The sequence below is a fragment of the Undibacterium sp. SXout20W genome, assembly GCF_049340285.1.
Classification (GTDB): Bacteria; Pseudomonadota; Gammaproteobacteria; order Burkholderiales; family Burkholderiaceae_D; genus Undibacterium.
In genome coordinates this window covers 161730-174425 of record NZ_JBMPPH010000002.1, presented here as the reverse complement: position 1 = coordinate 174425, position 12696 = coordinate 161730, and the positions used below count along the sequence as shown (strand labels likewise).

At 47.0% G+C, this 12696-nt stretch carries 7 protein-coding genes and 1 pseudogene; 1 reads left to right on the top strand and 7 read right to left on the bottom strand.

Annotated features, from left to right (window positions below; all coding sequences use genetic code 11):
• Nucleotides 1–100: 100 nt before the first annotated feature.
• The gene (locus ACO0K1_RS02425; RefSeq protein ID WP_423022316.1) at nt 101–1372 is read right to left on the bottom strand and encodes an amidohydrolase family protein; all 1272 of its coding nucleotides are present in this window, start codon (nt 1370–1372) and stop codon (nt 101–103) included.
• A gap of 215 nt (nt 1373–1587) precedes the next feature.
• On the opposite strand from ACO0K1_RS02425, the gene ACO0K1_RS02420 reads away from it, so the two are divergent.
• Nucleotides 1588–2604: a LacI family DNA-binding transcriptional regulator gene (locus ACO0K1_RS02420; RefSeq protein ID WP_423022314.1), complete on the top strand. Its 1017-nt coding sequence runs from the start codon at nt 1588–1590 to the stop codon at nt 2602–2604.
• Here the strand turns inward: ACO0K1_RS02420 and ACO0K1_RS02415 are convergent.
• The 6 genes and pseudogenes from ACO0K1_RS02415 to ACO0K1_RS02390 all read right to left on the bottom strand — a co-directional run bounded on the left by ACO0K1_RS02415 (nt 2597) and on the right by ACO0K1_RS02390 (nt 12693).
• Nucleotides 2597–3160 carry a YggT family protein gene (locus ACO0K1_RS02415; protein ID WP_423022312.1) on the bottom strand — a complete coding sequence of 188 codons (564 nt, stop codon included), beginning with the start codon at nt 3158–3160 and terminating at the stop codon, nt 2597–2599. The two genes, ACO0K1_RS02420 and ACO0K1_RS02415, sit on opposite strands and share 8 nt — an antisense overlap.
• A gap of 89 nt (nt 3161–3249) precedes the next feature.
• Nucleotides 3250–3984 (bottom strand): annotated as a pseudogene (locus ACO0K1_RS02410) (hypothetical protein); the annotation flags it as partial.
• 668 nt (nt 3985–4652) lie between these two features.
• Nucleotides 4653–5810 carry a ribonucleotide-diphosphate reductase subunit beta gene (locus ACO0K1_RS02405; RefSeq protein ID WP_423022310.1) on the bottom strand — a complete coding sequence of 386 codons (1158 nt, stop codon included), beginning with the start codon at nt 5808–5810 and terminating at the stop codon, nt 4653–4655.
• Between the two features lie 153 nt (nt 5811–5963).
• The gene (locus ACO0K1_RS02400; RefSeq protein ID WP_423022308.1) at nt 5964–8888 is read right to left on the bottom strand and encodes a ribonucleoside-diphosphate reductase subunit alpha; all 2925 of its coding nucleotides are present in this window, start codon (nt 8886–8888) and stop codon (nt 5964–5966) included.
• 608 nt (nt 8889–9496) lie between these two features.
• Nucleotides 9497–10939, bottom strand: coding sequence for a sigma-54-dependent transcriptional regulator (locus tag ACO0K1_RS02395; RefSeq protein WP_423022306.1), 1443 nt, complete (start codon nt 10937–10939; stop codon nt 9497–9499).
• Entirely contained in the window at nt 10936–12693 is a 1758-nt protein-coding gene (locus tag ACO0K1_RS02390) for a sensor histidine kinase (RefSeq protein WP_423022304.1), read from the bottom strand. The genes ACO0K1_RS02395 and ACO0K1_RS02390 overlap by 4 nt, the downstream gene beginning before the upstream one ends.
• Nucleotides 12694–12696 lie beyond the last annotated feature (3 nt).

Genomic DNA, 12696 nt, shown 5'->3' with positions numbered 1-12696 from the left:
TTGATAGTTTCAAAAAAAATCTGAGGTTTCATGCGGCTTACGAAGGTATTTCCCTTCGTAAGCCTTGTTTTTATTGGATATCCAACTTTCAGGAGATTTTTTATTTTCTGAAATTGACTTCAGTAATACGTCCCGCCAAATTGAGCTTCGCTAACGGTTTCGGCGTTTCGCTGATGATTTTGCCGCGTCGGATAACGTACAGCCTGACCGGGCGCAAACGCAGCGCTTCAATCGGATCGGTTGCGTCAAGAATCACAAAATCAGCGTGGCAACCAGGCGCCAATCCATATTGATCCAATCCCAGGATTCTTGCGGGCGTCGTTGTAATTGCATCGAAACACTGGCGCATCGCATCCTGCCCCGTCATCTGTGCCACATGTAACCCCATGTGGGCAACTTCTAACATGTCACCCGACCCGAGGCTATACCAGGGATCCATCACACAATCATGACCAAATGCCACATCAATACCCGCCGCTATCATTTCCGGTACCCGCGTCATACCGCGACGCTTGGGATAGGTATCGTGACGACCTTGCAAGGTAATATTAATCAAAGGATTTGCAATTGCAGCGACACCCGCCTCCCGGATCAATGGCAGCAATTTGCTGACATAATAATTATCCATGGAATGCATCGATGTCAGATGCGAACCGGCGACTCTGCCATACAATCCTAGTCTATTGGTATGAAAAGCCAGCGTTTCGATATGACGTGACAAAGGATCGTCAGACTCGTCACAATGCATATCAACCCGCAGACCCCGCTCAGCGGCAAACTCACATAACAAGCGGATTGATTCAGCGCCATCCGCCATGGTTCTTTCAAAGTGCGGAATACCACCGACCACATCTACCCCCATCGCCATTGCACGCTGTAAATTAGTCCAGGCTGTCTTACTGCGCAGCAATCCATCTTGGGGAAATGCCACCAACTGCAAATCCAGATAGGGTGCAACCTGGCGCTTGACCTCCAACAGCGCCTCGACTGCTAATAAGCGGTCGTCACAGATATCGACGTGAGAACGAATCGCCAACAAACCTTTAGCGACCGCCCAATCGCAATATTGCATCGCTCTGGCAATCAGCGCCTCCTGTGTGAGGTGCGGTTTCAACTCTCCCCACAGCGCAATCCCTTCTAGTAACGTGCCAGACTGATTGACCCGTGGCAGACCGTAGCTCAGTACCGCATCCATATGAAAATGGGCATCAACGAAAGGCGCGGTCAGCAAATTACCATGTGCATCAAGGACTGGTATATCGTTGAATGGTATATGATGGTCGATACGCTCAATCCGCCCTTGGCGTACCAAAATATCGATGCCGTTTCTACCGTCAGGCAAATTCGCATTGCGTACCAAAAGGTCACTCATCTCACTGCTTCCTTTGTTAAAAGTAATGGCTAGGCTGTCATCGCTCCGCCATGATTGAATAAAGTGAGCTTAGCGGAGCTTGAAGCGGGCAATCTTTAGGATAACAAAAGAATCCCATCAGCCTCAACTGACAACCGTACTATCTTACACTGCAAAAATTCTAACCGTTTCGTTGATCCTACGGCATAATCTAGGCACAGAAAGGCAGGATTTATATGGCAACAATGAAGCAAGTCGCAGAAAAAGCGCGGGTCTCTACCACGACCGTTTCCCATGTGATCAATAATACGCGCGTCGTTAGCGAAGATGCGCGTGAACGAGTATTGTCCGTCATCCAGGAATTGCGCTACATCCCTAGCGCGGTTGCACGCAGCTTAAAAAATGATCGCACGCATACGATAGGGATGATGATTCCAAATAATTCCAATCCGTATTTTGCCGAAGTCATTCAAGGCATTGAAGATGCGTCGTTCAAGCTCGGTTATAACATTATTTTGTGCAATTCTTACGATGATCCTAAAAAGCAAGCCGACTACATTCGCGTTTTGATGGAAAAACGCATTGATGGTCTGATCTTAGTATCGTCCGGTACCGATGAAGATCTGACCCAAATACTGGCTGATGAAGGCATTCCCAAAGTGCTGGTAGATCGAGAGGTAACAGGGGTCGTAGCGGATTTGATTGAAGCGGACCATGTACAAGGTGGATACGACGCCACCCGATATTTAATTAGTCTGGGACATCAAAAAATCGCTTGCGTTGCAGGCCCCGAAACATTGTTACCAAGTGGTGGTCGCGTCACGGGCTACTTAAGGGCATTGCAAGAGGCTGGGATTGAATTTAACCCAACCTATCTCATTCACAGTGACTTTACCAGCCAAGGCGGATTTGATGCTTTTCAGGAATTACTCTCGAAAGAAGACAGACCAACGGCCATATTTGCAAGTAATGATCTGATGGCGATAGGTGGTATATGCGCAGCAAATCAAGCCAATGTCAAAATCCCACAGCAGCTATCAGTCGTTGGTTACGACGACATTGCATTAGCCTCGTTCAGCACCCCACCGTTAACCACGATATCGCAGCCTAAACACGCAATTGGTCAGCTCACTGCGCAAATTTTGGTCGACCGTATTGCACGTCCTGATGCACCAATGCGTCGTGAAATGCTGCGTTCACAATTGATCGTACGACAATCCACTGCTGCACCAGAAAAACTGCGTCTTAGCTAAAAAAAACTACCTTGCTCAGTACTTCGTCCTGCAGGGACGCCATGACACGATTCATTACCTGGAGCAAAATCAACGCTACCATAGGCGAAAAATCCAAGCCGCCAAATGGAGGCAGAATTTTTCGTAAAGGAAGCAAGACTGGCTCATTCAAAGCGCGGATAAATGGTGCAAATGGCGCATGTGGATTCACCCAGCTAAAAATCGCCTCAAGAATCAGCAGCGCCATCAAACCATAGACTATCCATTGAATCACTCGAAATAACGACATGACGGCGATAGCAACAAATGGCAGGCGTGAAAATAGCCAAAAATCCAGCGCCATTGATAAAAAAGCAGCCAGGAACACGGCGATCAAACTCGCCCAATCGTACCCTCGGAACCCAGGCACAATCCGACGTATAGGATGCACAATCCAATCAGTCAATTGAAAAATAGCTTGTGCTAAGGCGACAGGCGGCCTAACCCGCTGTACCTGCATCCAAAACCGCAACAGCAAAAACCCCGCCAGCAGCCCAGTCACCGTATTGATGACAAAAGATAGAATTTCGTGCAACACAAGTTATCCTTAAAAAAAACCCACCGGGTGACGAGTCACGCAGTGGGTATTGTGCCTGAATTAAACCAGGCATCCAAGCATATCAACGATTATGCTGGACGATTGCCAGTTGGGAAAGGCCATGCTGCGTTTGCGCTAACAACTGTTTTTGCGTCAGGAGCTGCTGCTTTTGCGGGCGCTTTTTTCGCTGCTGGTTTTTTAGCGGCTGCTTTTGCTGCTGGCTTAGCTGCTGGCTTAGCTGCTGCTTTTGCTGCTGGCTTAGCTGCTGCTTTTTTTGCTGCTGGCTTTGCTGCTGCTTTTGCTGCTGGCTTGGCGGCGGCTTTTGCTGCTGGTTTTGCTGCTGGTTTTGCTGCTGCTTTTGCTGCTGGTTTAGCTGCTGCTTTTTTTGCCGCTGGCTTCGCTGCTGCTTTTGCTGGCTTCGCTGCTACTTTTGCTGCTTTTACTGGCTTAGCTGCCACTTTTGCTGCCGGCTTGGCCGCTGCTTTTTTTGCTGCTGGCTTCGCTGCTGCTTTTACTGGCTTCGCTGCTGCTTTTACTGGCTTCGCTGCTTTTGCTGGCTTAGCTGCTGCTTTTGCTGCTGGCTTAGCTGCCGGTTTTGCTGCAGCTTTTTTAGCTGCTGGCTTCGCTGCTGCTTTTTTAGCTGCTGGCTTCGCTGCTACTTTTGCTGCTGGCTTCGCTGCTGCTTTTTTAGCTGCTGGCTTAGCTGCTTTTGCGGCTGGCTTAGCTGCTTTTGCGGCTGGCTTCGCTGCTGCTTTTGCTGCTGCTTTTGCTGCTGGCTTAGCTGCTTTTGCTGCTGGCTTAGCGGCTTTTGCTGCTGGCTTAGCTGCTGCTTTTGCTGCTGGCTTAGCTGCTGCTTTTGCTGCTGGCTTAGCGGCTTTTGCTGCTGGCTTAGCTGCTGCTTTTGCGACTGGCTTAGCTGCTTTTGCTGCTGGCTTAGCTGCTGCTTTTGCGGCTGGCTTAGCGGCTGCTTTTGCTGTTGGTTTAGCTGCCTTTTTTGCTACTGCTTTTTTCGCAGGCTTTTTTGCTGCTTCGTCTGGTGACGGTTGTGGTGCTGTTGCCATTTTGTTTCTCCTTCGATCGAGATGGAAAAAATCAGGTGAAAATTAAAATCCGCTCTATCCTTTCAAGCGGATTATTCAAAGGCACAAACAAGTAAGCTGTTTGCGCTAATGAATACGGCACCGGCTGAACTGCTGCATTGCCTCTGTAAATGCAGCACTTCAGCCATATGATTTACTCTTCTATTTATCAGTGGAAGTGGTAAACCAAAAAAAACGCCCGCATTACATGCCGGCGTCGGTATCTTTTTGTAGAACACGCAGAGCACGACCAAAAGCCGCAAGTCCCAGCCTTGCCAGGAATTGCGGCACTAACAGTTCAAAGCAATGTAGTCTTAGACTGTCCATTCAGTTTGGTGAGGCCTCTCGAGTTTTACATCTCGTGCAAACCGTGAGCATTCCATTTCAGGAATCGGGGCGCTTATTTCAGCTATTTATTCCCAATTCAAAGCTCCACCGGTTTGATACTCAATCACGCGCGTTTCAAAAAAGTTGCGTTCTTTTTTCAGGTCTATCATTTCGCTCATCCATGGAAAAGGATTTTCTTCCTGCGGAAACAAAGCATCAAGACCAATTTGCTGTGCACGGCGATTTGCGATAAAGCGTAAATATCCTTTAAACATCGGCGCATTTAATCCGAGCACTCCACGCGGCATTGTATCCTCTGCGTAGCGATATTCCAACTCCACCGCACGCAAAAACAACGATTTAATTTCATCACGAAACGCTGCAGTCCATAAATGTGGATTTTCCATCTTAATCGTATTGATTAAATCGATCCCAAAATTGCAATGCATCGATTCATCGCGCAAGATATATTGATATTGTTCCGCTGCTCCCATCATTTTATTCTGACGACCCAAAGCCAGAATTTGCGTAAAGCCAACATAGAAAAATAAACCTTCCATCAAGCATGCAAAGACGATGAGTGAACGCAGCAAAGTCTGATCTGCTTCCGTCGTGCCAGTCTTAAATTCAGGATTCGTCAACACTTCAATGAATGGAATCAGGAACTGATCTTTATCACGAATTGACTCAACTTCATTATAGGCATTAAAAATTTCAGCTTCATCCAAACCCAGCGATTCAACAATGTACTGATACGCATGTGTATGAATAGCTTCTTCAAACGCCTGACGCAATAGGTACTGACGGCATTCTGGCGCCGTAATATGTCGGTAAGTTCCTAAGACAATGTTATTCGCAGCCAACGAATCAGCAGTCACAAAAAAACCCAGGTTACGCTTAACCAGGCGGCGCTCATCGTCGGTCAGACCGTTTGGATTTTTCCACAATTCAATATCACGTTGCATATTGATCTCTTGGGGCATCCAGTGATTTGCGCAGCCAGCCAGATATTTATCCCACGCCCACTTGTACTTAAATGGTACCAATTGGTTCACATCCGTCTGACCATTGATGATACGTTTATCGGCAGCATTGACGCGGCGCGCAATATCATCATCACTCACTGTTTCCGCTTTTACAGCCTGCACTGGCGCGATCTCTTGTTGTTGCAGAGTAGCTTGTGGCTGCGGCGCAGGTTTGAACACTGGAGCGGCGGGGGCGACTTCATCATCCCAAGATAACATTTATTTATTCCTTACAAAATTTGACTTGGCATCACAAAAGACAAGTGATGCAAACAAGTCCTTGAAAGAGCGAAGGTGGTTCTTACAAATCGTCGGATTCACCTTCGCTCACTCTTTATAGCAATGATCACGTTTTAAGAGTGACTACCTTCTTTATTGGCAGGCTTCGCATTCTTCGAAACCAGGATCACCTGGACGCAAATAGCAAGCGGCACCCTCTGCTTCTGGCGCTGCCGTTGAGGCCGGCGCTGCAACTACTGGCGATGCATTAAAACCAGTATTGCCACCATCAACCGCCACAGCGTTCAATGCACCTGTTTTCGAGGTGGATTTTTCTGTATGCGTTGCACCAATAGTACGCAGGTAATAAGTTGTTTTCAGGCCACGCAACCAAGCTAATTTATAGGTCTCGTCCAGTTTTTTACCGGAAGCACCTGCCATATATATATTCAATGATTGCGCCTGATCAATCCATTTCTGACGGCGGGATGCCGCTTCGACCAACCAGGATGGACTAATTTCAAATGCGGTTGCATACAATTCACGCAAATCTTCTGGGATGCGATCGATACGCGCCAGACTGCCGTCGAAATATTTCAAATCAGCGATCATGACTTCATCCCATAGCCCGCGCAATTTCAGGTCACGAACCAAGTGTTCATTAATTTCCGTAAATTCGCCGGACAAATTCGATTTCACATACAGATTTTGATATGTTGGTTCGATACATGCGGAAACGCCAATAATGTTAGAAATTGTTGCCGTCGGTGCAATCGCCACACAATTGGAGTTACGCATACCATGTTGTTTGACGCGATCACGAACCACAGTCCAATCCATTGTTTCCGAGAAATCAGCTTCCAGATAACCGCCGCGCTCGTCTGCCAACATTTTAAGCGAGTCTTGCGGCAAGATGCCTCGATCCCACAACGAACCTTTGTATGAACTATAGGTGCCACGTTCTTCCGCTAACTCAGTTGATGCCAGGTAAGCGTAATAGCAAACGGCTTCCATCGATGTATCGGCGAACTGTACAGCTTCGTTCGATGCATAAGGAACACGCATCATGTGCAAGCAATCCTGGAATCCCATGATACCCATACCAACCGGACGATGACGCAAGTTCGACTCACGTGCTTTCTGTACTGCATAGTAGTTAATGTCGATAACGTTATCAAGCATACGCATCGCTGTACGGATTGTTTTTTGCAATTTCGCGTGATCAAGTTTGCCGTTTTTCATGTGGGCTGGCATATTGACCGAACCCAAATTACATACAGCGATCTCTGATTCGTTCGTGTTCAGGGTAATTTCTGTACACAGATTGGAAGAGTGAACCACGCCCACATGTTGTTGTGGCGAACGGATATTGCAAGGATCTTTGAACGTAATCCATGGATGCCCTGTTTCAAACAACATAGACAACATTTTGCGCCACAGATCAAGTGCCGGCACTTTTTTAGACAACTCCAATTCACCCGTAGCTGCCTTGGCTTCGTAGCCGAGGTAGGCTTGCTCAAAGGCTTTACCAAATTTATCGTGCAGATCAGGCACATCCGATGGCGAGAATAACGTCCAGTCGCCTTTTTCCATGACGCGCTTCATGAACAGATCAGGAATCCAGTTGGCGGTATTCATGTCATGCGTACGACGACGGTCATCACCGGTATTTTTGCGCAAATCGAGGAACTCTTCGATATCCATGTGCCATGTTTCCAGGTACGCACAAACTGCACCTTTACGTTTACCGCCCTGATTCACCGCGACTGCCGTATCGTTAACAACTTTCAGGAACGGTACTACCCCCTGAGATTTACCGTTTGTTCCCTTAATATGCGCACCAAGTGAACGTACTGGCGTCCAGTCATTACCCAGTCCACCGGCATATTTCGCCAACAAAGCATTTTCTTTGAGGGCGTCATAAATACCAGCCAGATCATCAGCAACGGTGGTCAAATAGCAAGACGACAGTTGTGAACGTAACGTGCCAGAATTAAACAGCGTTGGTGTTGAGCTCATGAAATCAAAGCTGGACAACAAGTTGTAAAATTCGATAGCGCGACCATTGCGATCTTTTTCTTCCAGCGCCAGTCCCATCGCAACGCGCATGTAGAAGGCTTGTGGCATTTCGATACGAGTACCGCGGACGTGCAAGAAATAGCGATCATACAAAGTTTGCAGACCAATATAACTAAATTGCAGATCACGATCCGACACCAAAGCTTTCGCCAGACGCTCAAGATCAAATTCGCCTAATTTAGTATCGAGCAACTCAGCTGCGATACCTTTTTGGATAAACTGTGGGAAGTAAGTCACATACTCGGCGGCGGCATCCTGCTGCGCAACTTCTTTTGCAAAGACTTCTTTACGGATCGTGTGCAACAGCAAGCGTGCCGTCACCAGACTGTATGCTGGTTCTTTTTCCATCAATGCACGTGCTGCCAAAATGGCGGACTTATGCAGTTCTTCCACTGGCACGCCGTCGTATAAGTTTTTCAGCGTTTCAGTCAAGATCGCTTCAGCATCGGCTAATTTATCCAGGCCAACGCAAGCCGCGGTAATCAATGCCCGGACTTTTTCGATTTCCAGAACGACGCGTTCGCCATCAATCATGACATGAATTTTCGGCAATTGCGCCTGCGAAGCCTGTTGCGCTTCGCGTTGCAAGCGACGTTCTTCCTGGTGTTTGGCACGATACAACACATACGCGCGCGCGACATCATGCTCACCTGAACGCATCAACGCCAATTCAACCTGATCCTGAATATCTTCAATATGAAACGTACCACCGGTCGGTTGGCGGCGCAGCAAAGCCGCGACCACGGTCGCGGTCAGTTGTTCAACCAATTCACGGATGCGTGCTGACGCGGCTCCTTGGCCACCATTGACGGCCAAGAATGCCTTGGTCATTGCGATGGCGATTTTGGATGGCTCAAATCCTACGACAGCACCATTACGACGAATGATACGGTATTCGCCATAATTGACGGTCGTCGGCACGGAAGGTGAACCAGTAGCGCTCAGCAGAGAGCCTGTTTCAATAATAGAAGTCGTTGATGTTTCAGTTGAAGAGTGCATTGAGCCTCCAGTGTCAGTTATATCTTGATACACGGCGAATCGGTCAGACAAACCTTCGCCGCGCACGGTTACGATCAGGTGTTGCGCATCACTACAAATAGCTAAACTCCGCTAAAAACCGCTAAAAGTTATGCTATTTCTTATTTTTTAAATCAATTGCAATTGCGAAAAGGGGAAAAAGAAGCAAGAAAGGTAAAACAAGAAAAAACCACTACATATAGTGCACAAATTTTGATTAGCCCTAATTCTAGTACCCAGCCTCGCGAGATGCAACCGCTATTTAGGGTCAAAAATGATTTATTTTTTATGTAAATTTCGGTTTTAGGAATTGACTTTCAAGAAGCCACAGAAATTCGTATCAAAATGGGTAAGTGGGCACTAACGAAAAGTCAGAAAAGGGATGATCAGCTGAGTCTTTACAGCCGAAGATTTCTACTCGGCGCTAAAAACAGGCTATTGGGTGAAGGGGCAGAAGGCGTGCTCAACGCGCACAGAACAACCAGATCCACCGGAGCAACCATGAAATATCAGGACAAGGCTCATCCGGAAATACAACATCCGCCGAACAAGAATCCATAAACAACAACGGAGCAAGGAAGAGTGAATCGCTATTCTTGAATTTTCAATTTCTGAATTTGATAGCGTAGTTGACGGAAGCTGACCCCTAATAATTCGGCAGCCTGTGTCCGGTTATTTCCTGTTTGCTGTAAGGCTCGGCGGATCATTTCGGCTTCGATAGAGTCAAGAAATTCAGGTAATGAACATGGAAATGGAGGACAAAAAAATCCTTCCTCGCCAATTTTTGCCCTTAGATTTATCGATTTACCAGAATCGACCACCGCTTCATTCTGTGGAGGTCTCTCTGGTAATTTCTGACTTCCATGCAACACCAGATCGTCGACTTCGATACAGAAATCGTCGGCAAAAGCGACCGCTCTTTCAAGAATATTTTCCAACTCACGGACATTGCCCGGAAATGAATAGGTGGCTAAAGCGTGCAAGGCATCAGGCGAAATTGCAATATCTTTGCAATTAAGCTTACTTAATATCGCAGTCGATAAGTCTTCAATATCCTCAAGGCGTTCACGCAAAGGCGGCAAACGTAATTCAATGACGTTCAAACGATAATATAAATCTTGTCGAAAACGACCTTCAGCCACACATTGTGACAAGTTTTGATGCGTTGCACTAACAATCCGGACATCAACTAATTCTTCCGTCGTTGCGCCAACTTTTCGAATGCTGCGTTCCTGAATAGCACGTAATAACTTTACTTGCATCGCCAGCGGCAAGTCAGCAACCTCGTCGAGCATCAGAGTGCCGCCATTGGCTGCTTGAAAAAAACCTTCGCGATCATCCACAGCGCCAGTAAAAGCGCCCTTGCGATAACCGAAGAATTCGGCTTCCATCAGGGTTTCGGGAATTGCGCCGCAGTTAACCGCAATAAATGGCTGCTTGGCACGTGCGCTACGAGAATGGATTTCTCGTGCAGCCAATTCTTTGCCGCTACCCGATTCGCCAGTAATAATCACGGGCGCCATACTACGGGCGAGACGCGCAATTTGTGCCCGTACCGCTTGCATACGTTCGGAACGACCAATCAAAAATGATGCGGATGCAGCCTGCGCGGTCTCTTCTGCTACAGGTACACCTTTTATTGCAACCTCATTCATTTCCAGAGCTGATCGCACTAATTTGCGCAATTGATCAAGTGCTACCGGCTTGGAAACATAGTCGAACGCCCCCGCCTTCAGTGCTACCACCGCATTATTTGCGCTACCAAATGCCGTGATCACAGCAATCGGTATACTTTTATAGTTAGAATTGACCTCGGCAACTAAATCCATACCGGAGCCGTCAGGCAGGCGCATGTCCGTCAGCACTAAGGAATACGATTTCTTGGTGAGATAAGAACGTGCCTGAGCAATACTTTCAGCGCTATCGACGTCCAACCCCATTTTAATCAGCGTAATTTCTAATAGCTCGCGCAGATGGGCTTCATCGTCAACGACAAGTATCCTGGGGCAAGGTGTTACAGCGCTCTGGGTCATGAGTTAATTTCAGAAAAATTGATGACAAACCGGCCGCTTGGCTCGGCGTTGTCATGATCTACACGATATTCGTAATCCAGCAAAGAACGATTATTCAAACACAATTCACGTGCCATATACAATCCTAAGCCCGTTCCCATTCTGGATGTTGTATAAAAAGGCTCAAACAAGTGTGCACGAACATCATAGCTGATGGGTGACCCATCATCCTGAATATGGAGTTCCTGACGCCCAGCACTGTTCACTATTGCATACAAGCGAACACTATGAGACTTACCACTCGCGTAGCGAACGGCATTCGACATCAGGTTGGTGATAATTTCAATCAGATGCCCAGGGTCAAAACGAATCTGAAAATCAACCTCATCGCTCACAGATATTAAGTCAGGTGGCAGCTTTTTTGTTTCGACAAAGTCTTGCACACATGTTTTTATGATCCCCATCAAGAAGTAAGGTTCGACATCATTGCGCGCCTTCCGTGACAATTTGAGAATATCCTCAATCAATTGATTGAGGCGAGTCACATTGTCATCAACGATCTTTAACAGGCGCTTGGCTTGAACTTTATTGTCTTCAATGTGCGCAATATCTTCGTTGAGTAACGACGCGGCATATGAAATGGACGATAAGGGATTGCGAACTTCATGTGCAATACTTGCGGTTAAGCGCCCCATCGACGCTAATTTCAGTTGCTGCGCTTGATTTTCAATATCTGATACATCCTGCATGAAAATGATCACATAGTCAGTGGTAGGTTCATCTAACTGCAATTCATTGACATCTTTCACCGCCATGAACCGCAATTTAAGATGGGTCACAAACTGTTGACGTTCGGCACGCCCACCAACATGACCACTTTCGGTGGGCGATTTGGGCATCGTTTTCGTGTCATCCATATAAAAAGGGATAGACACATACGCCGGCGCATCGTACATAACACCGATGGTATTTTGTGCGCTGCGCAACCGCATTTCCGTCAGCGTTTCGGTCAATGGACGAAGAGCAACAATATTAGACAGTTTGATGCCACCCATTTCTTTGGTTAGATTTCCCCCCAGCATACGCTCCGCCGCTGGGTTGATCTCAAACATACGTCCGGAATGATCTAACACCAAAATCCCATCACCCATGTCGGCAATAACCAATCGATTGATTGCCTGTTGCATGGCCAGTTCATTACCGCGTTGGGTCGCCAGTTTTTCCTGGCTAATCAAATTGCTCGCCAGCCGATTGACCATATAGACGACGGCGAAAAAGGCTGCCCCAAATAATCCTGCCTGTGAAATCAAATTGCCATCGTTATGCGCAAATGACTGATAGGCCCCTTCGAGTAATAACAGCAAACTAACAATCGAACAAAAGAAAAATGCCCATAGCAAGGGCGTCAAAATAGCAACACCAGCCAACGGGAATAAAAATAGAATACTCAAGCCACCTTTACCACCACCAGAACCCAGATAGATCAGCGAAATAATGAAAATATCCCAGGCAATTTGCGACAACAATTGCAATGCAAAATGTTTCTTACTCAGGATTTTCAGCAGGGTAAAACAAACGCTGGTCACCAGATAAACAAGACAAATATCCTGCGACAAAACGTGGGTGTAAGTCCAAATATCTCTGAGGCTGCGCAAATTGAGCAAAAACAATAAACAGAGCGCGACAATAATCCGCGACACATTCAAGGTTTGCAAAGACCGCCAAAATGAGGGAGCTGGATTGGAGAAATTAGCAAAGATCAGCGACATATTCATGTC

Excerpts from the sequence above, each read along its gene's own strand:
- ACO0K1_RS02400 (WP_423022308.1), bottom strand. The coding sequence starts at position 8,888 with ATGCACTCTTCAACTGAAACATCAACGACTTCTATTATTGAAACAGGC.
- ACO0K1_RS02425 (WP_423022316.1), bottom strand. The coding sequence starts at position 1,372 with ATGAGTGACCTTTTGGTACGCAATGCGAATTTGCCTGACGGTAGAAAC.
- ACO0K1_RS02405 (WP_423022310.1), bottom strand. The coding sequence starts at position 5,810 with ATGTTATCTTGGGATGATGAAGTCGCCCCCGCCGCTCCAGTGTTCAAA.
- ACO0K1_RS02390 (WP_423022304.1), bottom strand. The coding sequence starts at position 12,693 with ATGAATATGTCGCTGATCTTTGCTAATTTCTCCAATCCAGCTCCCTCA.
- ACO0K1_RS02420 (WP_423022314.1), top strand. The coding sequence starts at position 1,588 with ATGGCAACAATGAAGCAAGTCGCAGAAAAAGCGCGGGTCTCTACCACG.
- ACO0K1_RS02395 (WP_423022306.1), bottom strand. The coding sequence starts at position 10,939 with ATGACCCAGAGCGCTGTAACACCTTGCCCCAGGATACTTGTCGTTGAC.